Source organism: Streptomyces sp. NPDC002403 (genome assembly GCF_053593015.1).
In genome coordinates this window covers 37,424-62,589 of sequence record NZ_JBSFBQ010000037.1, presented here as the reverse complement: position 1 = coordinate 62,589, position 25,166 = coordinate 37,424, and the positions used below count along the sequence as shown (strand labels likewise).

Here is a 25,166-nt window from a genome sequence, read left to right as displayed (position 1 = left end):
CCTCTCCCGGGGGAGCCGCCGCGCCCACGCGGCTGACACGATGGCCGCATGCTCCGCCTCCTGCGTCCGCTCGCCGTGTCTGTCACCTACACCCGGTGGCTGCATCTCCTCGTCCCGGGTGCGGGCTACAGCGTGTGGATATTCATCGCGCCGGATTCCCCGTGGGCGCCCATGGTCTTCGCCGTACCGGTCGGCCTGTTGCCCGGTACGCGGCTGGCCGAGGGGGTGCAGGCGCAACTGCTTCTGACACCGCAACAGCGAGGCAGAGCCGATGCCTCTATCTCCGCGGCCAGGGGAACCACTTGGGCCGATCGCTGGAGGACCGTGCTGTGGCTGGAGACCCGAATGGTGCTTGCCGTTCCCGTGGGGTACGCGACGGTGTGGCTGTCGGCAACCGCGGTGGACCTCGTTCTCACCGCATCCGGCAACGGCCCGAGCGATCAATGGTTGGTCCGCGGGGTGGATCCGCACTGGTGGTATGCCCTGTTCGCTCCCCTGCCCCTCCTGGCGCTGCTCGCCGTCGTCGTGTTGAGCGGCCGGCTGATCACCGAGGCCGCCAAGCAGCTTCTCGGCCCCTCGCCGGTGCAGCGGCTGACCGCTCTGGAGGAACGCACGGAGCAGTTGCTGGAGCGCAATCGCATCGCGCGTGAGCTGCACGACTCGATCGGTCACGCTTTGACGGTCGCGGTCGTACAGGCCGGCGCGGCCCGGGCGGCATGCGACCCGGAGTTCACCGATCGGGCCCTGGCCGCGATCGAGGAGACGGGCCGGGATGCACTCGACGACCTGGAGCGTGTTCTGCGGGTGCTGCGCGAATCGGGGACGCCGGTGGGACAGCGGCCGACGCTCGTCGAAGCGGACCGGCTGCTGGACTCCGCGCGCGGTTCGGGCGCGAAGATCGATGCTGATGTGTCAGGTCCACTGGAGCGGGTTCCTGGCGTGGTCTCCCGCGAGGGGTATCGCATCCTGCAGGAGTCCCTCACCAATGTGCTGCGTCATTCGGGCACGGTCGCCGTCCGTGTACGGATCACGGTCGCCGACGGCCGGCTGGAGCTGGAGGTGACCAATCCGCTCAGTGCCTCCGCAGCTGGTTCGGCGGCTGTGCCGAGCGGCGGGAGCGGGCTGCGGGGCATCCGGGAGCGGGCCGCGCTGCTGGGCGGAAAGGCCGAGACCGGGCCGTACAAAGGGGAATGGCGCGTTCGAGCGAGGCTTCCGTTGGACGGCTTGCGGATTGCCCCGTAGTCCCTGGTGAATCGGTGCGCGGCGTCGGATCCGGCACGCCACGAGGCGGGGGACATCGGCATACCGGATGCGGGTGGGTGTTCCGGTGGTGCGGCAAGGTGCCGCAGCTGCAGTCGTACGTCGGCCGGTCGTACCCCCGCCAAGGGTTGCAGGGCAGCCCTTAAGGTGGCCCAATGCCGGTTAGCGTACTTCTGGTCGATGACGAACCTCTCGTCCGCGCGGGCTTGCGTGCGGTCCTTGAGGCTCAGCCCGATATCGAGGTGGTGGGCGAGGCGGGCGACGGCGCCGCCGTGATCCCGCTGCTGCATCGGCTGCGCCCCGATGTGGTGGCCATGGATGTCCGGATGCCGCTGATGGACGGCATCGAGGCCACGCGGGTGGTGCTGCGCACGGTGCCCGATCCGCCGAAGATCCTGGTGGTGACCACCTTCGAGAACGACGAGTACGTCTACGAGGCGTTGCGTGCCGGTGCGGACGGCTTTCTCCTCAAACGTGCCCGGCCCGCCGAGATCGTGCATGCGGTGCGTCTGGTCGCCGAGGGCGAGTCACTGCTCTTCCCGGCGGCGGTCCGGCAGCTCGCCGCCGAGTACGGGACGAGCAAGGCGCGCGCGGTCATGGACCGGGCGGCGCTGACCGAGCGGGAATCCGCGGTCCTGCGGCTGATGGCGCGTGGCCTGTCGAACGCGGAGATCGCCGCCAAGCTCGTGGTCGGCGTCGAGACCGTGAAGACCCATGTCAGCGCCGTACTGGCCAAGTTGGGCGCGAGGGACCGCACTCAGGCGGTGATCGCGGCATACGAGTCCGGGTTCGTCGCTCCGGGCTGACTTTCCTGCCCGGAGAGCCCCCTTCGCTGCCCACGGTCGCCCCGCACCTGGGCAGCGAGTACCATCCGCCTGACATGCGCTAGAGCTGGGAGGACACACCGTGGGCCGGCTGACCGGTGGGGATCCGTCGCTGTTGCGACGCATCAATTCCGCGGTGGTGCTGCACGCTCTGCGTGGCGCCGACGCTCCTACCCTGACGGACCTGACCCGGATCACCGGGCTGTCCCGGCCGACGGTCGAGGGTGTCATGGAGGGGCTCTTCGAAGCCGGCCTGGTCGTCGAGTCGGTGCCCGACGGAGGTCAGGCCCGACGCCAGGGCCGGCCGGCCCGCCGGTTCCGGTTCCGTGCCGAGGCCGGACATCTGCTCGGGATAGAGATCGGCCCGCACCGTGTCTCCGCACTGCTGTCCGGGCTGGACGGCCGGATCATCGGCGCGGGCGCCCGCGAGGTGTCGGAGACCGCAGATGCCGACGACCGGCTCGACAAGGTCAGGGCCGTGGTGGCCGACCTCCTGCGGCGGACGGGTGTGGCCAGGAGCAGCCTGCGTGCGGTGGGGGCAGGCAGCCCCGGAATCGTGGAAGCGGACGGGACGGTACGACTGGGAACCGCCCTGCCGGGCTGGACGGGTCTCGCGCTGGGTGAGCGGCTGCGACGCTCCTTCCGCTGCCCCGTCCTGGTGGAGAACGACGCCAACGCCGCAGCGGTCGCGGAGCACTGGAAGGGCGCGGCCACCGAGTCCGACGACATCGTGTTCGTCCTGGCGGGACTGAGTCCGGGCGCCGGTTCACTGATCGGCGGGCGGCTGCACCGGGGCTTCGGCGGTGCTGCGGGCGAGATCGGGGCACTGCATCTGCTGGGCCGCGAAGTGACTCCGGAGCGCCTTCTGTCCACGACGGGCACTCCGCTGGATCCGCTGGACGAGCCCGCGGTCGCCCATGTGTTCACAAAGGCCCGGCAGGGCGATGCCCGGGCGCAGGCGGCGGTCGAACGGTTCATTCAGCGCCTGGTGCACGATGTCGCGGCGCTGGTGCTGGCACTGGACCCGGAGCTCGTGGTGGTGGGTGGCTGGGCCACCGGGCTGGACGATGTGCTGGATCCGCTCCGCAGCGAGCTGGCCCGCTACTGTCTGCGGCCGCCGCGGGTCACGCTGTCCCTGCTCGGCGAGGCGGCGGTGGCCACCGGTGCCCTGCGGCTGGCTCTCGACCACGTGGAGGAGCAGCTCTTCGCGGTGGAGGGAACGGTGACGGCCCGCCGCTGAGTGCGACGGGCCGTACGTACGGGCGAGGAATCGGCGCAGCCGGCCGTACTCAGGATGCCTGGCGCTCCTGCTCGTGGTGGCTGATCTCCAGGTCACCCGAGTCACCGAAGGTGAGCCGGCAAGTGTCGGCCCGGTACGTGGCGACGGAGAGCGCGGCGGTACCGCCCTCCACGAGGTAGCGGGTGGTGACGACGAGCACGGGGGCGCCGGGAAGCCTGTCGAGCTCCTTGGCGTCGTCCACCCGTGCCGATCCCAGCTCCACCGAGCGGTCCTGGCCGTCGAGGCCGAGCCGGTGCAGTTCGCGCAGAACGGCACGGGCCCGGGCGGGCCCGGACGGGGCGTCGATCGCCGAGAGTTCGGGCACGGACGACGACGGTACGTACAGGAGTTCCGCCGCGACCGTCTGTCCGTGGGTCACCCGGATCCGGCGCACGACGTGCACCGGCTCGTCGGCTTCCACGTCGAGCACGGCCACCACCGACGAGGGCACGACCGCAGTCGTGCAGTCCACCGGCTGCCACGCCTCGACCGCGCCGCCGCCGGACCAGTCCCGCTGTGCCGTGGAGACGGCGACACCGACGCGCGGCGGGGCGACGGTGGTTCCGACGCCGCGGCGACGCTGCAGCCTTCCTTCCAGTTCGAGCTGCTCCAGCGCCTGCCGGAGCGTGGCTCGGGCGACTCCGAAGCGGGCGGCGAGCTCGCGCTCGTTGGGCAGGATCTCCCCCACCGCAAAGTCCGAGTCGAGTGCCTCACTGAGCACGGTCTTGAGGTGCCAGTACTTCGGCTCCTGCACCGATTCCAGCTGCGTGGTCCCCACCCTGTCCTCCGCAATCACCCAGCGGCTATTCCGCGACGTTATTTATTAAAGGTTCCTGTCTTAACGTTGAGACCATAGGACGGTACACACCCTTGGTCAAGACCAATCCTCATTCGGTCACGCAGCGAAACGGGCGTCTGCCGCAGAGCGTTCACAGGACGTTCGTGATGCCGTGAGGCGAGCGCAGCACAAAGCCCCACGACCGGGTCGTGGGGCTTCGATGAGCGGGCAGAGGCGGAGGCGACGGCTCCGGATCGACCGGCATCGCCGACGCCGGTCGAGAGCGCGGCCGGGGACCAGAGGCCCGCTACTCCTCCGGGAGGTCGGTGAACCGAGTGAGCTTGTCAGGGTTCCGCACGATATAGACGCACTGGATGAGCCCGTCCTTGATGTCCAGCTGAACGACCGAGTCGGCCTTTCCGCCCAGGAACAACAGCAGACCCGGCCCACCGTTGAGCTCCAGGAGCCGGAAGCCGAGCTCCCCGGCATGGTCGTGGGCCACCGCGAAGAGGAAGCGGCCGACCTTGTCGGCGCTCTCGATGACCCGCAGCGGCGCCCTGGACTTTCCGCCGCTGTCCCCGACGAGCCGGACATCGGGCGCGAGCAGGGCCAGCAACTCCTCGATGTCGCCACCCGCCGCAGCGGCGAGGAACCGCTCGGTGAGATCACGACGGTGGGCCGGATCCACGTCGTAACGCGGTTTGCGCTCCTCCACGTGGTGCCGCGCACGTCCCGCCAGCTGGCGAACCGCCGCCTCCGTCCGGTCGAGGGCGGCGGCGATCTCCGCGTACGGAAAGCCGAAGGCCTCGCGCAACACGAAGACGGCTCGTTCCAGCGGCGACAGGGACTCCAGGACGACGAGCACGGCGACCGAAACGGAGTCGGCCAGGACGGCCCGTTCCGCGGTGTCGGGCACCGCGGGCCCGAAATCGGTGACCACCGGCTCCGGCAGCCACGGCCCGACGTACGCCTCACGCCGCGACTGCGCCTGGCGCAATCGGTCGATGGCGAGGCGGGTGATGATCCGCACGAGAAAGGCGCGCGGCTCCCTCACGCCCTCACGGGGAGCGGAGGACCAGCGGAGCCAGGCTTCCTGCACCACGTCCTCGGCATCGGCGATCCGGCCCAGCATGCGGTAGGCAACGCCGGTGAGCACGGGGCGGTGGCTCTCGAAGACATCGGTCGCTGTGTCGGCTGTCACCCATCCATCCCAGCCGACCCTTCGCGCGCTGTCCAGCTCGAATCACCTGCCCCCCTTGAACTGCGGCCTACTGAGCAGTAATTGTTATTGACGAGACGTCTAAGTCGCCTTCAGGCATGGCCCTTTCATGCCGGATCACCCGGGGAGCACCAGCATGGCCACCACGGTCTCGTTCAGCGTCGACTCACCTCAAGGGCCCCGGACCGCGTCCGTGGCGTATGAACGGACCGGTACCGGCGAGCCGCTGCTCCTGCTGCACGGCATCGGCCACCACCGTCAGGCCTGGGACCCGGTGTTGCCCGTGCTCGCCGTGGAGCGGGATGTGATAGCCGTCGATCTCCCCGGCTTCGGCGTCTCGCCGGAACTGCCCGACGGACTGCCGTACGACCTGCCGACGGTGGTCACGGTGCTCGGCGCGTTCTGCGAGGCGATCGGTCTGGACCGGCCGCATGTGGCGGGCAACTCTCTCGGCGGTCTGCTGGCGCTGGCACTCGGCCGGGAGAAGCTCGTACGGTCGGTGACGGCACTCTCGCCCGCCGGGTTCTGGACCGAGAGCGAGCGTCGCTACGCGTTCGGGACGTTGCGCGCGATGCGGCAGGCCGCGCTGGCTGTGCCGGTCCCGCTGATCGAGCGACTCTCGCACAGCGCGGCCGGGCGCACGGCGCTGACCAGCACCATCTACGCCCGGCCCGGCCGGCGTTCAGCCGGTGCCGTCGTCGCGGAGACCATCGCCCTGCGTGAGGCGGCCGGTTTCCGTCAGACGCTCGCCGGCGGGCGGAGCACCGCGTTCACCGACGACGTGCCGGGGCTGCCGGTGACCATCGCCTGGGGCAGCCGGGACCGGATCCTGCTGCGCCGGCAGGGCATCAGGGCCAAGCACACCATCCCCGACGCCCGGCTGGTCCGGCTGCCGGGCTGCGGGCATGTGCCGATGAACGACGATCCGGCGCTCGTGGCGCGCGTCATTCTCGACACCAGCCGCTGACACCGCACCGGTCACCGGGTCCTCGCCCCGGGCCGCTCCGTTCCGGGACAGGACGCCCGACCCGAGTGCGACGCCCAGTCCGACCAGAATGCTGCCGCCGGCCTGTGCGACGCCGTACGAACCGGTGCCGACCAGCGGTGCGGTGAACGCCGCGGAGACCGGGATCAGGCCGGAGAAGAGCGTGGCGCGCTCGGCGCCGATGCGCTGCATGCCCATGTACCAGCAGACGAAACCGATGACGGTGACCACGGCCGCCTGCCACAGCAGGGCAACCGCCTCCGCCGGACCGGGCATCCGCAGAAACCCGCTGCCGTCGAGGACCGCGCCGAGCCATGCCGACTCGACGGCGGCGATTGCGCAGACCGTGGCGGACAGCAGCTTCGGTCCGAGCGGCCGCAGCACCGGTACGGCGAGGACGGCGAATCCGACCTCGCCCGCCAGCGCACCGACCGAGCAGGCAATGCCCGCGAGGTCGGACCGGCCCCAGCCCTGGACGGTGAAGGCCCCGGCGGCGACGAGCGCGGCCGCGTACAGGACCGTACGCGTGGGCCGACGGCCGTCCATGAGCGGCACGAGTACGGCGACGACGATCGGGGCGCAGCCGACGAACACCCCTGGAACGGCGGGTTCCGCCGATCGTTCGGCACCGAGCACGGCGAGGTTGAAGCCGACCATGCCGATGGCTGCCAGCAGCGCGAGCCGGCCCCACTGGCGCGGGGTGAGGGCGCGCAGTGCGACGGCCGGCCGGGACCGCTTGTCCCGGGTGAGCAGAGGTGCGAGCAGAAGCGCCGCAAGGCCGTAGCGCAGCGCCTGGCCGCCCGCGTACGGATATTCGCCCAGGACGCTGTTGGCGGTGAAGGAAGCACCCACGAGGATGCAGGCGAAGGCCGCGAGGAGCGCTCCGCGCAGAGAGCTGACGTTCATGGAACCGACGCTAGGCAGCCGGGCGGTCCGGTTTAAGGTCCACTTCCATGATGTCTTCGGGGACCAATCCGCAGTCGGACCGTCCGGAGGGCGGCGGGTCCGGATCCGCCGCCTGGGAGCTGCTGCTTCCGGTTGCTGAGGAGCCGGCCCGACGGCGGGGTCGCGCCCTGCAGTCGGCCCTGCGCGAAGCCGTGCGGTCCGGCCGTCTCGTTCCCGGTACGCGGCTGCCGTCCAGCCGCGCGCTCGCCGCCGATCTGCGGGTTTCGCGGGGGCTGGTCACCGAGGCGTACGAGCAGCTCACGGCCGAGGGCTATCTGCGCAGCGGACGTGGTGCGGGTACCTGGGTGAGCGAAGCGGTTCGGGCGCCGGTGCCGGGGGCGCGTGATCTCGCTCCGCGCGCCGTCGGTGTACGCGTGGACTTCCGGCCCGGCACGCCCGATCTGTCGCTGTTCCCGCGCGGTGCCTGGGCCGCCGCACACCGCTCGGTGCTCGGCCGGATGCCGCACAGCGCGCTCGGCTATCCCGATCCGCGCGGGCTGCCCGTGTTGCGGGACGCCCTCGCCGGCCTGCTGTCCAGGCGCCGTGGGGTGGTGGCCGATCCGGAGCGCCTGGTGGTGTGCTCCGGCGTGGCGCAGGCGACGACGCTGCTCGGGTTCGTGCTGCACGGACGGGGCATTGGGACCGTCGGTGTCGAGGACCCCGGTAGTCCCGAACACTCCGCCCTGTTCGCATCCGCGGGAATCACCACCGTCGGCCTGCCGCTGGACGACGAAGGGCTGGCGGCCGAGCCCCTCGTACGCTCCGGCGTGCGCGCGGTCGTCACCACTCCGGCGCACCAGTTCCCCACCGGGATCGCCTACTCCGCCGCCCGCCGCAGCCGGCTTCTGGACTGGGCGCGCGCCATGGACGGGCTGATCGTGGAGGACGACTACGACGGCGACTTCCGCTACGACCGCGCCCCCGTCGGGGCACTGCAGGGCCTCGACCCGGAGCACGTCGCGTACACCGGCTCGGTGAGCAAGTCGCTGGCTCCCGGACTCCGGCTGGGCTGGCTCCTCGCACCGGCGGCCATGACCGACGAGATCGTCGCCCGCAAGCGCACGATGGATCTGGGCAATCCGGCCATCGACCAGGCGGTCCTCGCCGACTTCATCACCCGGGGCGGTTACGACCGGCAGTTGCGCCGCTGTCAGCGTGCCTACCGCGAGCGCCGCGACACGCTCACGTCGATGCTGGCCGAGTACTTTCCCGGAACCGAGGTGAGTGGGATCGCCGCAGGTCTCCACGTCATCGCCGCACTGCCCGAACGGTACGGTCCGGAGGCGGTGTTCATGGCACGCGCGGCCGGGTCCGGAGTCGCCCTGCGGCCGCTCGGTGCCTGCGGCACCGTGCCGAGTGGGGACCGGGCGGTGCGCCTGGTCATCGGCTACGCGCACCTGACACCGCCCGACATCGAACGGGGCGTACGGCTGCTGGCGGCGGGTCAACGGGACGCGGACGGCCCGGGTGGTGGCGGGGGCCGGTGCCGGGTGTTCATCTGAGGTTGGTGTGCGCGCCGCCGACGGGAACAAGGGTGGGGTCGGTCGACCAGCCACCCGTTCGTCCCGCTGATCCCTGCCCCGGAGGCGCCTCGATGTCGAACCGTCCGCGAATTCCGTCCCCCGACCGCCGCAGCGTCCTGCGCGGTTCGCTCGCCGTGTCGGCCGCGCTCACGCTCCCGGCGGTGGGTGCCACGGCCCCCGCCTTCGCGCTGTCCGGCCGGCCGCGCGCGGCATGGGGCGTGCAGGTGGGCGATGTCACCTCGTCCTCCGCACTGGTCTGGGTACGGTCGGACCGGCCGGCCCGGATGATCGTGGAGACATCGGCGACGGAGTCCTTCCGGCGGGCCCGCACCTGGCACGGTCCGCTCGTCGGTTCCGGCACCGACTTCACGGGGACGACGCCGCTGTACGGGCTGCCGCCGGGCGAGCAGGTGCACTACCGGGTGACACTCGCCGATCCGCAGGACCCCCGCCGCACCGGGGAACCGGTCCACGGGACGTTCCGGACGGCGCCGGCGCGACGCCGCGACGGGGTGCGCTTCCTGTGGTCCGGCGACATCGCGGGGCAGGGCTGGGGCATCAACCCGGACATCGGCGGCTATGCGGTGTACGACGAGATGCGCCGCCTCGATCCGGACTTCTTCCTGTGCAGCGGCGACAACATCTACGCGGACGGAGTGATCGAGCCGAGCGTGACCCTGCCCGACGGCCGGATCTGGCGCAATGTCACCACCGAGGAGAAGTCGAAGGTCGCCGAGACCCTCGCCGAGTACCGCGGGAACTTCCGCTACAACCTGCTCGATCACAACGTCCGCGCGTTCAACGCCCAGGTGCCTTCGATCGTTCAGTGGGACGACCACGAAGTGCGCAACAACTGGTACCCCGGGCAGATCCTCGACGACGCCCGGTACACCGAGAAGAACGTGGATGTGCTCGCGGCCCGTTCGATGCGGGCCTTCCGCGAGTACTTCCCGGTGTCCACACTGCATGGCCGGTCCGGGGAGGGCCGGATGCACCGGGTGGTGCGACACGGTCCGCTGCTCGATGTCTTCGTCCTCGACATGCGGTCCTTCCGCAACGCCAACTCCCCCGGCCGGCAACCCGACGACACGACGGGCATCCTCGGCGCGGAGCAGCTCAGGTGGCTCAAGCACGAGCTGTCCCGGTCCCGCGCGGTGTGGAAGGTGATCGCCGCGGACATGCCGTTGGGACTGGTGGTGACCGACGGCGCGACGGACTTCGAGGCGGTCGCGCAGGGCGATCCCGGGGCTCCGCTCGGCCGTGAGCTGCAGATCGCGGAACTCCTGCGGTTCATCAAGCACCACCGGATCACCGGAACGGTCTGGCTGACGGCGGACGTGCACTACACATCGGCGCAGCACTACGAGCCCGGGCGTGCGGTGTTCAAGGACTTCGCGCCGTTCTGGGAGTTCGTGTCGGGGCCGCTGGCCGCGGGTCAGTTCCAGGCGAACGAGCTGGACGCGACGTTCGGTCCCGACCGGGTCTTCGTGCGGGCGCCCGACCGGGCGAACGTGTCGCCGATGGAGTCGCCGCAGTACTTCGGGGAGGTCGACATCGACGGCGACAGCGGCGAGTTGACCGTGCGGCTGCGGGCGCAGGGCGGGTCCGTACTGTTCAGCAAGGTGCTGCAGCCGGGGCGCGTCGGGCAGTGAGGGCGCCCGGCGATCGGCCCCCGGGCGATGACCGGGGGCCGATTGTCAGTGGCGGGATCTACGGTTTTTTCCATGACCCGATCCGTTCAGGCATTGGCCTACTCACGCGCGTCCGCCCTGGGTTCCTCGCAGACGGGGCAGCTCCTCGGCCTGGAGACCTCCGGCGGTCTCACTCCGCGGGGCGTTGAATCGCATCCCCGGTTCTTCTCCGGTTTTCTCACCTCGCCGAGGATCGCCGCCCGAGGCCTGCTGGCCGTGGCTGACGTGGCGTCCGCGCGCTATTACCGTACGGCTCGGCCTTCGTCCCTCGACCCGGTGGTGACGGGCAACGGCGACCGGTTGCGCTTCGAGTCGTTCTCCGGCTGTTGCGGGGTGTACGCACGCCTCGATGTGCTCCAGGAGGGTCTGGACGGTGCGCGTACGGACCACGGCACCACGAATGTGGATGTCAACAATCCGCTGCGGGAGGCGCTCTCGCGGATAGCGGGCGACGATCCGCTGCACCTGCGGGTCGGCCCGGACGAGCTGGCGGTCACCACACTGGACGGTCCGGTCGTGGAGAAGAAGGTGCCCCTGCCCGACCGCTGGCTGCGTGGCTTCGCGGAGGCGCAGGTGGTGTCCGCGGGTTTCGATCTGCGGGCCGAGCTGCCGGCGGCCGAGGCCGTCCGGTTCCTGCGTTCGCTGCCGCGTTCGTCCGGGAACGCCTCGCGGGGCGCCCAGTGGGTGATCCCGGCGGGGAAGACTCTCCGTCCGACGACGCGTCCGGTGGCGGGTGCGGTGTGTCTGCCGGGTCCCGAGCGGCTGGTGGCCCTGCAGCGGGTGCTGCGCCATGCCACCTCGCTGCGGGTGTACGGGCCGGTGGCCGACGGGGCGACGACCGCGAGCGCATGGGAGGTGGTGCTGCCGGGAATGCGCCTCACCCTGACCCTCTCGCCCGAAGCCTCGCGCGGTTTCTCCGGCGAGGGTGGTGTGCTCGACGCGCTGGCCACCGACGACGCCGCGGCCGACGCCGAGCTGGTGTCCGTGCTGCTGGCCTGGGAACCACGGATCGACCTCGCCGATCTGGCGGAGCAGTCGGGTCTCACGGTGGAGCGGGTACGGGCGGCGCTCACCCGGCTGGGGACTGCGGGCCGGGTCGGTTACGACCTCGCCGACGCCTCGTACTTCCACCGCGAGCTGCCGTACGACGCCGACCGGGCCGAGCGGCACAATCCGCGTCTGGTGGCGGCCCGTCAACTGGCCGGTTCGGGCGCGGTCCTGCTCGACGGAGACACGGCTGCCGTGGCCTCGGGGGAACGCCGCTATCAAGTGAGGGAGAAGGACGGAATGCTCAGCTGTACCTGTCAGTGGTGGGCGGACTACCGCGGGAGGCGGGGCCCGTGCAAGCACGCCCTGGCCGTCCGCATGGTCCGTCGCGGTGCGCCGGCCGCCGGGGGTGCGGCATGAAGGAACTGATCACCGCCGTCCGGGAAGCACGCACCGGGGACGTGCCGGCCCTGCTCTCCGAGCTGGACCGGGCGGGACGCAGGTCGGCGCTGGCGGAGCTGAAGGCGCTGCGCAAGGAGGCACGGAGCTGGCCCTGGGACAAGCAGGACAGGCTCCGCAAGGCCCTGCTGGTCGCGGGCGCCGGCTGTCACACGGGAGCCGCCGGCTGCGCCGCCTGGATCGGCGGCCGGGATCTGCAGGTCTGGTCACGGCCTCCCTACTCGATGCTTCTCGATGTCCTCTCGGACCGTGACCGCGAGTGGCTCGGTGACGTCGCGCACCGGCTGGCGGACCGTCCTGCGACGGCGGAGACCCTCTATGAGCTGATCACCCGGCTGGTGAAGGCCTCGCGGTGCGCCGTGCCCACCACGGACGGCTTCGTACGGGGCTGGGCCGACGCGCTCTCCGCCTCGCAGTGGCAGCAGAACCGACGACCGCTGGCCGACGCCCTGCGGACGGACCCGTATCTCACCGCGCTCGTGCCCCGTCTCTTCGAGGTCGCGGAACTGCCCTCGTCGACGCTCTGGTTCGACGAACCGGACGACCCGAGCCGATGGCATGTGGCGCTCGCCCTCCTCGCGGACGAGGGTCTGCTGGAGCGGGCTTCTCTCGTCGACGCCTGTGCGGCCCGGCTGATCCGTGGCGGAAAGCCGGGCGAACTGCGTTTCTTCCTCGCCCTGTTGCGTCGGCTCGCGCTCACCCGCGAGGAGGAGGCGGAGCGGGTGGCGGACTGGGCCGCCATGGCGGCGGACGGGATCTCCACCGTGGTCGGCCATGCCCAGGAGGTGCTCACCCGGCTGGACGAGCAGGGCGAACTGTCCGTGCGGTCCCTGGTGGACGTCTCGGGTTCCCTTCTGTTCCGACCGGAGAAGAAGCTCGTCCGCGCCCAACTGGTGCTGATCGGCAAGAAGCTGCGCCGCGATCCATCGGCGGCCGGGGAACTCCTGCCCGTCGTCGCCGAGGTCTTCGGGCACGCCGACATCGACATCCAGGAGCGGGCCCTCAAGCTCGTCGCACGCCACCTGCCTTCCGTCGATGCGACGGTGCGGGAGGAAACCGCCCTGTCCGCACCGCTGTTGGGCCCGGCGCTCCGTACCGCGGCGGCCGAGGTGTTCGGTGACCTGATGGACGGTCCGCCGGCGGCGGAGCCGTACGTGGAGCTCCTGCCCTCCGCCCCCGTTCCGCGACGTGTCGAACCGGCACCTGCGACGCCGGCCGAGCTCGTGGAGGAGCTGGTGGCCCTGGCGAGAACGGCGTCATGGGATACCACCGCTTTCGAGCGGGCGCTGGACGGGCTGGTCCGCCGGGCCCGCACCGACCGGCCCGCGTTGACCGAGGCGTTGCGGGGCGCCCTGGCCGGCAGTTGGTGGCTCGTCGACGAACCGCAGTCGAGGGTCGAGCAGCGGCTCCGCTCGGAGGCGGGAATCACCCTGGTCCTGGCCGTGCTGCTCGGCCGGGTGCCGATGAAGTCGGTGCAGGAGGGGCGTGCGGCCTGGGCGGGCAGCAGCGTCTGCGTCCACGCAGCGCTCAAGGGAGTGATGAAGGCCCGGCTGTGGGAAGCCGCCGACGCCGTCCTGACCGGCAGCGCACCATTCCTGCTGGCCCTGCCGACCTGGCACACCGGCTCGATCGACGCTGCCGTCCTGGTCGAGCGGCTGCGCACGTATCAGCAGCTCGGAGCCCGGCCCGGGGAAGCCGACTTCGCGCAGGCCCTGCTGCGTGTGCGGCGCGGCGGTCAGGAGGCCGCAGCGGCGGCCGGGGCAGCCGCCGGGCTGGGCACCCCGGAGGGCGACCGGCTGGCCGCCTGGCTGCGGATCGACCGTCCACTCGCCACCGTCCACCGGTTCGACCTGGACAGGCAGGAGTCCACCGCCCGCGGCTGGGTGGAGCGGCAGCCGGCCGACTGGACCCGGCGCGCCCTGATGGCGAGCGAGGAGAACCCGCTCATTCAGCAGGAGTTCCCGCGCTCCTTCCACTGGCTGGGCAGCGCGCACACCCCGCGTCACCGCACCTGCGACCACTGGAACGACCACTCCGGCTCCTGGATCACCACACTGCCCGAGGACAGCGAGACGCTGGCCGCATGGTTGCTGCCGGCCATCGCGACCTGTGTCACCGATGAGATGAAGGACGCGGCACAGCCGCTTCCCGGGCTCGTCGAACTGGACGGGCCGGCCGGCGAAGCCATCCATCTGGCCGTGGGGTACGCACTGGGCGCCCGGTATCCGGAGGACCGGCTGTCGGGGGTGGACGCCCTGCTGACGCTCGCTGCCCAGCAGCGGCTGGACACGACCTTGCTCGGCGAGCAGCTGGCGCTCCTTCTCGGTCACAGGCTGGTGAAGCTCAACCGCCTCTCCGACTCCGCCCGTACCGCGGCCGCCACGGGCGCGTACCGGACGGTGCTTTCCGTACTGGCCCCCGTTCTGCCGGGGCTCCTGGCCGACAGGAAGGCAACGGCGCGTGGGCTGAGCGACCTGCTCTCCGTGGCGGCCGAGTGCGCCGAGCACTGCGGTGCGGTAGGTGGTGCCGAACCGATACCCGGGCTCGCCGAAGCGGCCGCGCGGGGCGGATCGTCGCAGCTGGTACGTCAGGCCGCACGCTTGAAAGCCGCCTGGGAGCAGGGCTCGGGACGGGCGTGACGATCCACCTCCGCCAGGCATGCCAAATCGACCGAAAGTGAGAGACAAGGGACCAGATCCACTAGATCCACACTTAACCCATCAGTCACAGAGCGTTCGCGATGAGGCAACAACGCTCGGTCAGAGTGACTCCATGACTGATGTGACATCCGCGAAGACTGCCCACCGCTCCCACCACTGGCGGCGAGACGTGACGGAGCTGGCCGCGCTGTTCACCGCGGTCGCGGTGGCCGACGCCATCGCGAACCTGATCGGGCACCAGCCGGACGGGCCGTACCTGCTGATCGCCTCGGCCGTCGCTCTGGCGGTCACGGCCGGGTTCCACACCTGGTGGGCACGGCGGCACAGCCACGCCCCGCCGCCGGCCGGCACCGGCCTCCTCGCCGCGGACGACGCCGACGGCGGCAGCCACACGGGCTCGCCCCCGCCCCAGCCCCAGGCCTCCGCCCCGGCCCCGGCCGCCGAGGGCACGGTGCTGTGGCGGATGCGGACCACGGTGCGGGACGCCCCCGGCAGCCTGGCGGTGCTGTGCGGCGCCCTCGCCCGGCTCCGGGTCGACATCCTCACGCTGCAGACGCACCCGCTGTCGCAGGGCACGGTCGACGAGTTCCTGCTGCGCGCTCCCGCTTCGCTCCCGGCCCAGCAGCTGAGCCGGGCGGTCTCGGCCGCCGGGGGCAGCTCGACCTGGATCGAGCGGGCCGACACGCACGATCTGGTCGACGCCCCGACGCGTGTCCTCGGCCTGGCGACCCGAACCGCCCTGGACGCGGCCGAACTCCCCCTCGCCCTGCGGCAGCTGCTCGGCCGTTGCACCATCCACTCGCTGCCCGCCGTCTCGGTCACCGGCCGCGAGACCGGTGAGACCGCCCCTGTCGAAGGAGTGCTGGAGGAGACGGTGATGCGGCTGCGCGACCCGTCCGGGGGTGCCATCACGATCGAACGGCCCTATCTTCCGTTCACACCGACCGAGTTCGCCCGGGCCCGCGCCCTGGTCGAGCTCGACGCCCGGCTCGGCCCCCGCGTCCCGCGCGGCGAGCATGTGCTCACGCTGCCCGAGGGCAACGAGATCACGGTGCGCCGCGCGGACCAGGGCGACCTCCGCGCAGCGCGTGCGATGCACGACCGCTGCTCCGAGCAGACGCTGCGGCTGCGGTATCACGGACCGGTCCACGACGCCGACCGCTACCTGAACCACCTGCTGAGTCCCCGCTTCGGCCGCACACTCGCCGCGCAGACGGCCTCGGGCCGGCTGGTCGCGCTCGGCCACCTCCTCTGGGACGGCGACGAGACCGAGGTCGCCCTCCTCGTCGAGGACGACTGGCAGCGCCGCGGCATCGGCTCGGAGCTCCTCGGCCGCCTGGTGGCACTCGCCATCGAGGCGGGCTGCGAGAACGTGTACGCCGTCACCCAGTCGTCCAACACCGGCATGGTCGCGGCCATGCGCGCCCTGTCCCTGCCGCTGGACTACCAGATCGAGGAGGGCACCCTGGTCATCACCGCCCGGCTGGACGCGACGCCGGTCCGCTCACTGCCCCCGTACGAGCAGGCGGGCCGCTGACTCCCCGGACGCGGAGGATTCCCGTCCGGCCTCCTGCGAACTCAGCGCCCGGCACAGATCGGCCCACAGGTCCTCGACGTCCTCCAGGCCGACCGACATACGCAGCAACCGGTCCCCGACGCCGGAGGAACGCCGGTCTCCCTCATCCACGATGCGGTGGCTGATGGAGGCCGGATGCTGGATCAGGGTGTCCACACTGCCCAGGCTCACCGCGGGCGTGATGAGCCGCACGGACGAGATCACCCGGTGCGGATCCCCGTAGACCTCGAAGGAGACCATCGCTCCGCCCGCCTTCGGGTAGTGGACCCTGGCGATGCGGGGATCGGCGGTCAGTCTGCGGGACAGTTCGGCGGCGCTCGCGGACGCCGCCCGCACCCGTACCGGAAGCGTGGCCAGGCCTCGCAGCAGCAGATATCCGGCCATCGGGTGCAGCACCCCGCCGGTGGCGAAACGTATCTGTCGCAGGCGGGAGGCGAACTCCTCGTCGCAGGCGACGACCCCGCCCATCACATCGCCGTGCCCGCCGAGGTACTTGGTGGCACTGTGCAGGACGATCCGGGCACCGTGTTCGACGGGCCGCTGGAGCACCGGGGTGGCGAAGGTGTTGTCGACGAGCAGCGGTACGGAGCCGCAGGAGTGCGCGACGGCATGGATGTCGACCTCGGCGAGTGTCGGGTTGGCGGGCGTCTCCACCATCACCAGACCGGTGTCCGGACGGATCGCTTCCGCGATGCCCGCCGGGTCGGTCCAGGTCACCTCCGTGCCCAGCAGTCCCGCGCCGAGCAGATGGTCGCTACAGCCGTAGAGCGGCCGGACGGCGACCACATGGCGCAGTCCCATGCTCGCGCGGGCCAGCAGCACGGCGGTGAGCGCCGCCATTCCGCTGGCGAACGACACGGCGCTCGCGGTGCCTTCGAGCCGGGCGAGGGCGGTCTCGAACCGGGCCGTCGTGGGGTTGTCCAGCCGCGAGTAGACCGGCGGCCCTTCGAGTCTGGCGCCGGTGGCGGCGAAGGTGTCGATCCGCTCCGCCTCGCCCCTGGAGTCGTACGAGGGGTAGGTGGTGGACAGATCGATCGGCGGGGCGTGCAGTCCGAGGGCCGCGAGATCGTCGCGGCCCGCGTGCACGGCTTCGGTGGCCAGCGCCCTGGACCGGATTGTCATCGAGGGCGCCATCGAGGATTCGGTGTCCATGCCATCACTCTGAACAAGCGCCGGATCCATGGGGACATCGCCCGTGTTACGTTCGACAGATGGCCGAATCCGTCGCTCTTGATCCGGTGGATCTGCACATTCTGCGACTGCTGCAGAACGATGCCCGGACCACCTACCGCGAGCTCGCCGCCGAGGTCGGCGTCGCAGCGTCCACCTGTCTGGACCGGGTCACCAGGCTGCGCCGGTCAGGCGTCATTCTCGGCCACCAGCTGCGTCTGGACCCGGCCCGGCTCGGCCGTGGCCTGGAGGCACTGCTCTCCGTGCAGGTCCGGCCGCACCGCAGAGAGCTCATCGGCCCGTTCGTCGAACGCATCAGGACCTTGCCGGAGTCCCGCGCGCTGTTCCATCTGACCGGCCCGGACGACTATCTGGTCCATGTCGCGGTCACGGGCACAGCCGATCTGCAACGCCTGGTACTGGACGAATTCACCTCGCGCCGCGAGGTGGCCCGGGTCGAGACCAGGCTGATATTCCAGCAGTGGGAGTGCGGTCCGCTGCTGCCGCCGCCCGCAGAATCGGCGGAGTCAGGCCACTGAGACCGAATGATGATGACGCGGAGGCCTCCGGCGTACAAGGATGTCCGCATGTCACACACTTCCAGTAACGCGCTGCCCCGCCAGGTCGCCGACGCCTATGTCGACGCATTCATCGAACTCGACCCGATCGCCGGCACCTATCTCGGTGTCGCGGAGAGCGCGCGCCGCCTTCCCGACCTCTCCCCCGCCGGCCAGGACGCTCTTGCCGAGCTGGCCCGCACCACCCTGGCGAAGCTCGATGCTGCCGAACAACTGCCCGGCGCGGACAGCGATGCCGAGCGCCGCTGCGGCCGGCTTCTGCGCGAGCGTCTCATGGCCGAACTCGCCGTTCACGAGGCCGACGAGGGGCTGCGCAAGGTCTCCAATCTGTTCTCCCCGCCGCACAACGTCCGCGAGGTGTTCACGGTGACACCGACCGAGACCGACGAGGACTGGGCGGCGATCGCGGACCGGCTGCACGCGGTTCCCGCCTCGCTGGAGGGCTACCGCCAGTCCCTCGCACTCGGTCTGGAGCGCAAGCTGTACGGCGGTCCGCGCGCCACCGCCACCTTCGTCGGCCAGCTCGACGACTGGGCGGGCGACGGCGGTCCGGGCTTCTTCCAGGAGTTCGTCGCCGCCGGACCCGAGGGGCTGCGTGCCGAACTGGACGAGGGCGCCCGGCTGGCCACGGAGGCGGTCGTCGCGCTTCGTGACTGGATGCGCGATGTGTACGCCCCCGCGATCGAGGGCGCCCCGGACACGGTGGGCCGCGAGCGGTACGCCCGCTGGTCGCGATACTTCAACGGCACCGATCTGGACCTCGACGAGGCGTACGCGTACGGCTGGTCCGAGTACCACCGGCTGCTCGCCGAGATGAAGACCGAGGCCGAGAAGGTGCTGCCCGGCGCCGGCCCCTGGGAGGCGCTGGCCCATCTCGATGTGCACGGCAAGCACATCGAGGGGGTCGACGAGGTGCAGGCCTGGCTGCAGAGCCTGATGGACGAGGCGATCGAGGCGCTCGACGGCACGCACTTCGAACTCGCCGAGCGCGTACGGAAGGTGGAGTCCCGCATCGCCCCGCCCGGCGGCGCCGCGGCCCCGTACTACACGGGCCCCTCCGAGGACTTCTCGCGCCCTGGCCGGACCTGGCTGCCCACGATGGGCGAGACCCGCTTCCCGGTGTACGACCTGGTGTCCACCTGGTACCACGAGGGCGTGCCCGGCCACCACCTCCAGATCGCGCAGTGGACGCACGTCGCCGACAGCCTGTCCCGCTACCAGGCGTCGATCGGAGGGGTCAGCGCCAACTGCGAGGGCTGGGCGCTCTACGCGGAGCGGCTCATGGACGAGTTGGGCTTCCTGCCGGACGCGGAGCGCCGCCTCGGCTATCTGGACGCGCAGATGATGCGGGCCTGCCGGGTGATCGTGGACATCGGCATGCACGCGGAGATGGAGATCCCGGCGGACTCCCCGTTCCACCCCGGCGAGCGGTGGACGCCCGAGCTGGCCCAGGAGTTCTTCGGCAACCACAGCGGCCGTCCCGCCGATTTCGTGGAGAGCGAACTGACGCGCTATCTCTCGATGCCGGGACAGGCCATCGGCTACAAGCTGGGCGAGCGCGCCTGGCTGCTGGGCCGGGAGAACGCCCGCAAGGCGCACGGTGACGCCTTCGACGCCAAGGCGTGGCACATGGCCGCCCTGTCGCAGGGTCCGCTCGGGCTCGACGATCTCGTCGAAGAGCTGTCCAAGCTCTGACGCGGTCCCGCGGCGGCCGGGCTCGGTCCACGTGATGAGCCCGGCCGCCGAGCGCCGCTGCGGGCCCGGACGGCGTCGGTGCGGTCAGCAGCCGCAGTCCTCGGCGCCGACCGGTGCGGTGAGCGGGTCGGCGTCGCCCCGCTCGGGCCCCTCCCAGGTCTCGTACCCGAAGCCCTCGCGCACCCAGTACTCGAAGCCGCCGAGCATCTCCTTGACCTGGTAGCCGAGTCGGGCGAGGGCGAGCGCGGCACGGGTGGCACCGTTGCAGCCGGGACCCCAGCAGTACGTGACCACCACAACCGCCGGGTCCAGAAGGTTCTGGGCCTGCTCGGTGATGAGCGCGGTCGGCAGGTGGACCGCGCCGGGGATGTGTCCCTGGTTCCAGGACTCGGTGGAGCGCGAGTCCAGCAGCACGAAGCCCGGATCGCCCTCGGCCGCGAACGCGGCGGCGACATCGGAGACGTCCGCGTGGAAGGCGAGCGAGGCTCCGAAGTGGGCGGCGGCCGCTGCCGGGGAAGCCGGCGGGACGCGGAGGACGGGATGGTCGGCGGTGGCAGTGGCAGTGGCAGTGGCGATGGGCTGCGATGTCATGTCCGGAAATCTACGGCCGGTGATCCATCGTCCGGAAGATGAGATCCCTGGCACAACGCTTGATCCGCCGGGGATTTCCCTGTTGCCTCCAAGCATGACCGACTATTCCCCGGATGCCACCGACTGGCGCATTCTCGATGTCCTGCAACGCGAGGGGCGTGCGTCGTTCGCCGAGCTGGCGCGTGCGGTGGCGATGTCCCCGAGTGCCGTCACCGAGCGGGTGCGCAGGCTGGAGGAGGCCGGGGTGATCAGCGGTTACGCCGCCGTGGTCGACCCGGAGCGGCTCGGGCTGCCGATCCTCGCCCTCGTACGGCTGCGTTACCCGAACGGCCATTACAAGCCGTTCCACGATCTGCTCGACACGACTCCGGAGATCGTGGAGGCCCACCATGTCACCGGTGACGACTGCTTCGTGCTGAAGGTGACCGCCCGCTCGATGAGGCACCTGGAGGAGGTCTCGGGCAGGATCGGCGCGCTGGGTTCGGTGACCACGAGCGTCGTCTACTCCTCGCCGCTCCCCCGCCGTGCCATCAGCCGCTGACCCGGGCCTCCCGTTCGGATCGCGCCGGGCTCATCCCGACGAAAGACCCTGGTCGGCGGCACGGTGCCGTACCGCCGAACCCTGCCGCTCCTTCACCACTTCGAGCTGTGCGGGGATGCGGCGGCGCAGGTCGCCGACGTGGCTGACGATGCCGACGCTGCGGTCCCGCTCGCGCAACGAGTCCAGTACGTCGAGCACCTCGTCGAGCGTCTGGTCGTCCAGACTGCCGAAGCCCTCGTCGATGAAGAGGGTGTCCAGCCGGACACCGCCCGCTTCGTCGGTGACGACATCGGCGAGGCCGAGCGCGAGGGCCAGCGAGGCGAAGAACGTCTCGCCGCCCGACAGGGTCGCCGTGTCGCGCTCGCGGCCGGTCCAGGCGTCGACGACATGCAGTCCGAGGCCCGATCTGCGGCCTCCGGTGCGGGCGTCGGAGTGGACCAGTGTGTAGCGGCCGGACGACATGCGCTGGAGCCGGGCGGTGGCCGCGGCGGCGACCTGTTCGAGCCGGGCGGCGAGCACGTACGACTCCAGCCGCATCTTGCGTTCGTTGTCCGCGGACGTACCCGCGGTGAGTCCGGCCAGCCGGGCCACCCGGTCGTACTCCTCGCGCAGCGGCCCGAGTCGGCGTACCTCGTCCGCCGCGCCGCGCGAGAGCCTGCCGAGTTCGGCGCAGCGTTCGCGCGCGGCGGAGAGCGCCGCCAAGGCGTCCCGCAGCAGGCGCTCGGCCGTGTCGTACGCGGCCCGCGCGGCCTCCACCGCGGCCTGCGGGCGGTCGGCGGCGGCCCGGGTCTCCGTCTCCGCCAGGCGGTCGGCCACCGCCGCCGCCTCCGACTGCCAGGCGTCGACGAGCCGCTGGAGTTCGCGCTGCGCGGCGTCGTCGAGGAGGGTCTCGGCGGCGGCCTGCGGGGTGTCGAACCCGGCCCGGAACGCGGCGTCCGCGAGCCGGTCGTCGGCCTCCTTGCGGCGCTGTGCGGCCGTCTCCTCGGCCCGTACCGCCTCGGCGGCCTCGGCGAGCAGGGCGACCCGGCGTTCCAGCAGCGCGGCATGTTCGGCCACGCTGCCGAAGTCGCCGCGCGCGGTCGCCAGCTCGGCCTCCAGCGCCACCTGTTCGCGGTCCAGGCCCTCACGCAGGGAGGTGCGGGCGGCGGCCCGGCGTTCGGCGAGCCGGCGGCCGTCGAGGCGTTCGGCCTGCTCCCGCTCGGCGGCCGCGAGGGCCTCGCGCGCGGCGTGCATGCCCGCGGCGGTGCGATGGGCCTCGGCATACAGCCCCGTCAACCGGTCGACGAGCACGCCGAGTTCGGCGACGGTGGGGTCGGCGTCGGGTCCGGCCGTGTCGGCCCCGTCCCCGTCCCTCGGCTGCGGCACCGCCGACCGGGCGGCCGCTCGGGCCGCCGCGTGCTGCTCGTGCACGACTCCGAGCTCCCGGTCCGCGCGGGTACGCGCCTCCTCGGCGCGGCGGTGGGCGTCGAGGGCACGGTCCTCGGCGGCCTTGTCGACATGTCCGTCGGCCGCACGGGCCGGATCGGGGTGGTCGGGCGAGCCGCAGACCTTGCAGTCCTCGCCGTCCACCAGCTCCGCCGCCAGTTCCGCCGCGATGTCACGCAGCCGTCGTTCGCGGAGCTCCAGCCACGACTCATGGGCCGTGGCGGCGTGTTCCCGGGCCGTGGCCAGCCGTTCCGTGGCGGCCGACACCTGGGCGGCGAGCGCGTCGCGGCGGCGGGCCGCGTCCAGCCGCGCACGGGCGGGCTCCAGCCGGCCGGCGAGCTGCTCGGCACGGGTGGCGGCCTCCTGGGCCGCCTCGATGCGTGCCCGCAGGCCGTCACGGGTGGACTCCCAGCCGGCCAGCCAGGCCTCCGCTTCGCGGATCAGCTCGTCGTCGGCCCTGGCCTGGCGCTCCAGTGCGGCCCGCTCGGTGTCGATCCGGGCGCTGCGCCGCTCGGCGCGCTTCGCGGCGTCGAGCCCGCCGAGCTCCTGGCGCAGGCGCCGCTCCAGCTCCGCGAGCTGTTCGGCACCGGCGTCGGCGAGGGTGCCGGGCAGCACACCGCGGGCACGGTCACGGGTCCGGCAGGCCGTGCCGTACGCGCGTTCGGCCGCCTCGCACAGGTCCAGGGCGGGCGCGACGAGGTCCGCCTTGCGGGCCCGTGCGAGGCGTTCGTGGTGCCGGTCGCGGTCGGGGCGGCGGGCTTCGAGCGCGGCGGCACGGCGCCGCGTCTCCTCGTAGCGCTGCTGGAGTGCGGCGAGTTCGCGTTCGCTGTCGAGGGTCAGGCGGGCGGCCGACTGCCGGGCTTCGGCCATGTCGAGGACGCAGGTGGCGATGTCCAGCCGTTCGCGGGCGCCGCTGCGGGCCGTCGCGGCCCACTCCAGCACGCTCTCGGCGAGCCCCGGATCGCCGGGCTGGAGGTCGGGGAGCGGCGATTCGCGCGCGGCGGGTCCGGCGGCCTGGGCGATCCGCTGGGCTGCCGCGAGGACGCGTTCGTCGCCTGCCCTGACCCTGGTTTCGGCAGTACGGCGCAGTTCGGCCAGGCGCTCCTCGACGGCGGCGAAGCGGTGGGTGTCGAAGAGTCTGCCGAGGAGTCTGCCGCGGGCCTCGGCGTCGGAGCGCAGGAAGCGTGCGAAGTCGCCCTGCGGCAGGAGCACCACTTGGCAGAACTGTTCCCGGCTCATCCCGATGAGCTGGGTGATCTCCTCGCCGATCTCCTGGTGCGAGCGGCTGAGCGCCCGCCAGCCGTCGTCGGGGTCGTACTCGCGCAGCCGGCTCTGGGCCTTCTCCGTCGTGAAGCCGCGGCCCTTCTTCTTGGGGCGGGGCTGCGCGGGGCTCCGGGTGATTTCGAGGTGCCGCCCGCCGACGGTCAGTTCCAGCGTCACCTCGGTGGCGAGGTCCACCGGGGCGTGGTCGCTGCGCAGGGAGGCGCCGGGGCTCTGGCGGGCGCCGGGCACCGCGCCGTAGAGGCCGTAGCAGACCGCGTCGAGGACCGAGGTCTTCCCGGCACCGGTGGGACCGTGCAGCAGGAAGAGCCCGGCCGAGGAGAGGGCGTCGAAGTCGATCTCCTGGGTGGTGCCGAACGGTCCGAAGGCGGTGAGGGTGAGCCGGTGGAGTCTCAACGGTTCACCTCGCGCACGCCGTCGTCCACCCGGACGTGCTCGAAGGCGCCGCGCAGCACCGTTCGTTCCTGTTCGTCGGCCGCGGAGCCGCCGCGCACATGTGCCACGAAGTCCTCGGCGATCTGCTGGTCGTCGCGCCCCCTGAGGCGCTGTGCGTAGGAGGCGAGCGGGTCGTCGGGGGCCCGGTCGGGTTCGAATACGAGGCTGAGCGCGTGCGGGAAGCGTTCCAGGAGCCGGGCCATCGGCTCGGCCGGGCGCACCGGGTCGGTGAGGGTGGCCTCGATCCAGGACTCCTGGTGCCGCTTCAGCGCGGGGTCCTCGACGAGCTCGTCGAGGCGGCCGCGGAGCCTGGCGAGGGGGCGGGGCACCGGGCAGTCGAGGCGTTCGGCGGTGACCGTGCCCGAGGCGTCGAGGTCGATCAGCCACATCGTCTTGCGGTGGCCGGCCTCGGAGAAGGAGTACGCGAGCGGCGAGCCGGAGTAGCGGACGCGTTCGGTGACGCTCTGGCAGCCGTGGAGATGGCCGAGCGCCACGTAGTCGACTCCGTCGAAGACCCCGGCGGGCACGGCGGCCACCCCGCCGACGGTGATGTCGCGCTCGCTGTCGCTGGGCTCGCCGCCCGCGACGAAGGCGTGGGCGAGCACCACGGACCGGGTGCTGTCCGGGCGGCCCGCCAGGTCCGCGCGTACCCGCTCCATGGCGGCCGTCAGTACCGCTTCGTGCCCGGCGCGCTCCGCCTTGAAGACGTCCTTCACCAGGGCCGGTTCCAGGTAGGGCAGTCCGTAGAAGGCCACGTCGCCGTGCGCGTCCCGCAGGACGACGGGCGTGGCGCAGTCCGCGGGGTCGGTGCGCAGATGGATTCCGGCCCGCCCGATCAGTCCCGCGCCGACGCCCAGCCTGCGTGCCGAGTCGTGGTTGCCGGAGATCATCATGGTGGGCACACCGACGGCGGCGAGCCGGTGCAGCGCGTCGTCGAAGAGCTCGACGGCGGACAGGGGAGGGACGGCCCTGTCGTACACATCACCCGCGACGAGGACCACGTCCACCTCGTGCTCGCGCACCGTGGCCACCAAGTGGTCCAGGTAGGCGGCCTGCGCCGCGAGCAGGGAGACCCGGTGGAACGAGCGCCCCAGGTGCCAGTCCGATGTGTGCAGAATTCTCAAGACCCGGCTCCGACCCGCATTGTTCGCTTCCTCCGCCCCGAGTGGTGAGCCCCTCTTTTCCCACCCCTCACAGTGTCCCATCACCGCCGGCCACGTCCGGGCCTTCGCCGTCGCGGCCCCTGCCCGGTGCGGCCGGCCGA

Annotated in this window: 18 protein-coding genes and 1 pseudogene; 12 read left to right on the top strand and 7 right to left on the bottom strand. The window is 71.8% G+C overall.

Annotated features, from left to right (window positions below):
* Positions 1–48: 48 nt before the first annotated feature.
* The 3 genes from ACWCPY_RS30975 (at position 49) to ACWCPY_RS30965 (ending at position 3,324) form a co-directional block, all read left to right on the top strand.
* Positions 49–1,242 carry a sensor histidine kinase gene (locus ACWCPY_RS30975; protein ID WP_451270486.1) on the top strand — a complete coding sequence of 398 codons (1,194 nt, stop codon included), beginning with the start codon at positions 49–51 and terminating at the stop codon, positions 1,240–1,242.
* Positions 1,243–1,415: 173 nt separating this feature from the next.
* The gene (locus ACWCPY_RS30970; protein ID WP_451270484.1) at positions 1,416–2,066 is read left to right on the top strand and encodes a response regulator; all 651 of its coding nucleotides are present in this window, start codon (positions 1,416–1,418) and stop codon (positions 2,064–2,066) included.
* A 100-nt stretch (positions 2,067–2,166) separates the two neighbouring features.
* Positions 2,167–3,324: an ROK family transcriptional regulator gene (locus ACWCPY_RS30965; protein ID WP_451270482.1), complete on the top strand. Its 1,158-nt coding sequence runs from the start codon at positions 2,167–2,169 to the stop codon at positions 3,322–3,324.
* Positions 3,325–3,373: 49 nt separating this feature from the next.
* On the opposite strand, the gene ACWCPY_RS30960 is transcribed toward ACWCPY_RS30965, so the two are convergent.
* Together ACWCPY_RS30960 and sigJ are read right to left on the bottom strand one after the other, a co-directional pair.
* Complete coding sequence (locus tag ACWCPY_RS30960; protein ID WP_451270480.1) at positions 3,374–4,141, bottom strand: GntR family transcriptional regulator; 768 nt, start codon at positions 4,139–4,141, stop codon at positions 3,374–3,376.
* Positions 4,142–4,448: 307 nt separating this feature from the next.
* Positions 4,449–5,342 carry an RNA polymerase sigma factor SigJ gene (gene sigJ, locus ACWCPY_RS30955; protein ID WP_451270478.1) on the bottom strand — a complete coding sequence of 298 codons (894 nt, stop codon included), beginning with the start codon at positions 5,340–5,342 and terminating at the stop codon, positions 4,449–4,451.
* Between the two features lie 154 nt (positions 5,343–5,496).
* Between sigJ and ACWCPY_RS30950 the strand changes: the two genes are divergently transcribed.
* Positions 5,497–6,327: an alpha/beta fold hydrolase gene (locus ACWCPY_RS30950; RefSeq protein WP_451270476.1), complete on the top strand. Its 831-nt coding sequence runs from the start codon at positions 5,497–5,499 to the stop codon at positions 6,325–6,327.
* A 507-nt stretch (positions 6,328–6,834) separates the two neighbouring features.
* Here ACWCPY_RS30950 and ACWCPY_RS30945 read toward each other — a convergent pair.
* Positions 6,835–7,251 (bottom strand): annotated as a pseudogene (locus tag ACWCPY_RS30945) (EamA family transporter); the annotation flags it as partial.
* Between the two features lie 47 nt (positions 7,252–7,298).
* Here ACWCPY_RS30945 and pdxR point away from each other — a divergent pair.
* The 5 genes from pdxR (at position 7,299) to ACWCPY_RS30920 (ending at position 16,147) form a co-directional block, all read left to right on the top strand.
* The gene (pdxR, locus tag ACWCPY_RS30940; RefSeq protein ID WP_451270474.1) at positions 7,299–8,792 is read left to right on the top strand and encodes a MocR-like pyridoxine biosynthesis transcription factor PdxR; all 1,494 of its coding nucleotides are present in this window, start codon (positions 7,299–7,301) and stop codon (positions 8,790–8,792) included.
* A 92-nt stretch (positions 8,793–8,884) separates the two neighbouring features.
* Positions 8,885–10,465 carry an alkaline phosphatase D family protein gene (locus tag ACWCPY_RS30935; RefSeq protein WP_451270472.1) on the top strand — a complete coding sequence of 527 codons (1,581 nt, stop codon included), beginning with the start codon at positions 8,885–8,887 and terminating at the stop codon, positions 10,463–10,465.
* Positions 10,466–10,537: 72 nt separating this feature from the next.
* Positions 10,538–11,911 carry an SWIM zinc finger family protein gene (locus ACWCPY_RS30930; protein ID WP_451270470.1) on the top strand — a complete coding sequence of 458 codons (1,374 nt, stop codon included), beginning with the start codon at positions 10,538–10,540 and terminating at the stop codon, positions 11,909–11,911.
* Positions 11,908–14,589, top strand: coding sequence for a DUF7824 domain-containing protein (locus ACWCPY_RS30925; protein ID WP_451270468.1), 2,682 nt, complete (start codon positions 11,908–11,910; stop codon positions 14,587–14,589). Before ACWCPY_RS30930 ends, ACWCPY_RS30925 begins: the two co-directional genes overlap by 4 nt.
* Before the next feature lie 133 nt (positions 14,590–14,722).
* Positions 14,723–16,147 (top strand): N-acetyltransferase family protein, encoded by a 1,425-nt coding sequence (locus tag ACWCPY_RS30920; protein ID WP_451270466.1) that lies wholly within the window; start codon positions 14,723–14,725, stop codon positions 16,145–16,147.
* On the opposite strand, the gene ACWCPY_RS30915 is transcribed toward ACWCPY_RS30920, so the two are convergent.
* The gene (locus ACWCPY_RS30915; protein ID WP_451270464.1) at positions 16,115–17,338 is read right to left on the bottom strand and encodes a trans-sulfuration enzyme family protein; all 1,224 of its coding nucleotides are present in this window, start codon (positions 17,336–17,338) and stop codon (positions 16,115–16,117) included. The two genes, ACWCPY_RS30920 and ACWCPY_RS30915, sit on opposite strands and share 33 nt — an antisense overlap.
* A gap of 59 nt (positions 17,339–17,397) precedes the next feature.
* On the opposite strand from ACWCPY_RS30915, the gene ACWCPY_RS30910 reads away from it, so the two are divergent.
* Both ACWCPY_RS30910 and ACWCPY_RS30905 read left to right on the top strand, forming a co-directional pair.
* Positions 17,398–17,895 (top strand): Lrp/AsnC family transcriptional regulator, encoded by a 498-nt coding sequence (locus tag ACWCPY_RS30910; protein WP_451270462.1) that lies wholly within the window; start codon positions 17,398–17,400, stop codon positions 17,893–17,895.
* Positions 17,896–17,943: 48 nt separating this feature from the next.
* Positions 17,944–19,629 carry a DUF885 domain-containing protein gene (locus tag ACWCPY_RS30905; protein ID WP_451270460.1) on the top strand — a complete coding sequence of 562 codons (1,686 nt, stop codon included), beginning with the start codon at positions 17,944–17,946 and terminating at the stop codon, positions 19,627–19,629.
* 84 nt (positions 19,630–19,713) lie between these two features.
* On the opposite strand, the gene ACWCPY_RS30900 is transcribed toward ACWCPY_RS30905, so the two are convergent.
* Positions 19,714–20,220 (bottom strand): rhodanese-like domain-containing protein, encoded by a 507-nt coding sequence (locus ACWCPY_RS30900; protein ID WP_451270458.1) that lies wholly within the window; start codon positions 20,218–20,220, stop codon positions 19,714–19,716.
* A gap of 94 nt (positions 20,221–20,314) precedes the next feature.
* Between ACWCPY_RS30900 and ACWCPY_RS30895 the strand changes: the two genes are divergently transcribed.
* A complete protein-coding gene (locus ACWCPY_RS30895; RefSeq protein WP_329200940.1) occupies positions 20,315–20,761 on the top strand; it encodes an Lrp/AsnC family transcriptional regulator in 447 nt (148 codons plus the stop codon).
* 30 nt (positions 20,762–20,791) lie between these two features.
* On the opposite strand, the gene ACWCPY_RS30890 is transcribed toward ACWCPY_RS30895, so the two are convergent.
* Both ACWCPY_RS30890 and ACWCPY_RS30885 read right to left on the bottom strand, forming a co-directional pair.
* Positions 20,792–23,863: an AAA family ATPase gene (locus ACWCPY_RS30890; protein ID WP_451270455.1), complete on the bottom strand. Its 3,072-nt coding sequence runs from the start codon at positions 23,861–23,863 to the stop codon at positions 20,792–20,794.
* A complete protein-coding gene (locus ACWCPY_RS30885) occupies positions 23,860–25,026 on the bottom strand; it encodes an exonuclease SbcCD subunit D (protein WP_451270453.1) in 1,167 nt (388 codons plus the stop codon). The genes ACWCPY_RS30890 and ACWCPY_RS30885 overlap by 4 nt, the downstream gene beginning before the upstream one ends.
* Positions 25,027–25,166 lie beyond the last annotated feature (140 nt).

Bases quoted from the DNA above. Each gene is read 5' to 3' on its own strand.
- ACWCPY_RS30975 (WP_451270486.1), top strand. From the start codon at position 49: ATGCTCCGCCTCCTGCGTCCGCTCGCCGTGTCTGTCACCTACACCCGG.
- ACWCPY_RS30970 (WP_451270484.1), top strand. From the start codon at position 1,416: ATGCCGGTTAGCGTACTTCTGGTCGATGACGAACCTCTCGTCCGCGCG.
- ACWCPY_RS30950 (WP_451270476.1), top strand. From the start codon at position 5,497: ATGGCCACCACGGTCTCGTTCAGCGTCGACTCACCTCAAGGGCCCCGG.
- pdxR (WP_451270474.1), top strand. From the start codon at position 7,299: ATGATGTCTTCGGGGACCAATCCGCAGTCGGACCGTCCGGAGGGCGGC.
- ACWCPY_RS30935 (WP_451270472.1), top strand. From the start codon at position 8,885: ATGTCGAACCGTCCGCGAATTCCGTCCCCCGACCGCCGCAGCGTCCTG.
- ACWCPY_RS30930 (WP_451270470.1), top strand. From the start codon at position 10,538: ATGACCCGATCCGTTCAGGCATTGGCCTACTCACGCGCGTCCGCCCTG.
- ACWCPY_RS30925 (WP_451270468.1), top strand. From the start codon at position 11,908: ATGAAGGAACTGATCACCGCCGTCCGGGAAGCACGCACCGGGGACGTG.
- ACWCPY_RS30920 (WP_451270466.1), top strand. From the start codon at position 14,723: ATGACTGATGTGACATCCGCGAAGACTGCCCACCGCTCCCACCACTGG.
- ACWCPY_RS30915 (WP_451270464.1), bottom strand. From the start codon at position 17,338: ATGGACACCGAATCCTCGATGGCGCCCTCGATGACAATCCGGTCCAGG.
- ACWCPY_RS30910 (WP_451270462.1), top strand. From the start codon at position 17,398: ATGGCCGAATCCGTCGCTCTTGATCCGGTGGATCTGCACATTCTGCGA.
- ACWCPY_RS30905 (WP_451270460.1), top strand. From the start codon at position 17,944: ATGTCACACACTTCCAGTAACGCGCTGCCCCGCCAGGTCGCCGACGCC.
- ACWCPY_RS30900 (WP_451270458.1), bottom strand. From the start codon at position 20,220: ATGACATCGCAGCCCATCGCCACTGCCACTGCCACTGCCACCGCCGAC.
- ACWCPY_RS30895 (WP_329200940.1), top strand. From the start codon at position 20,315: ATGACCGACTATTCCCCGGATGCCACCGACTGGCGCATTCTCGATGTC.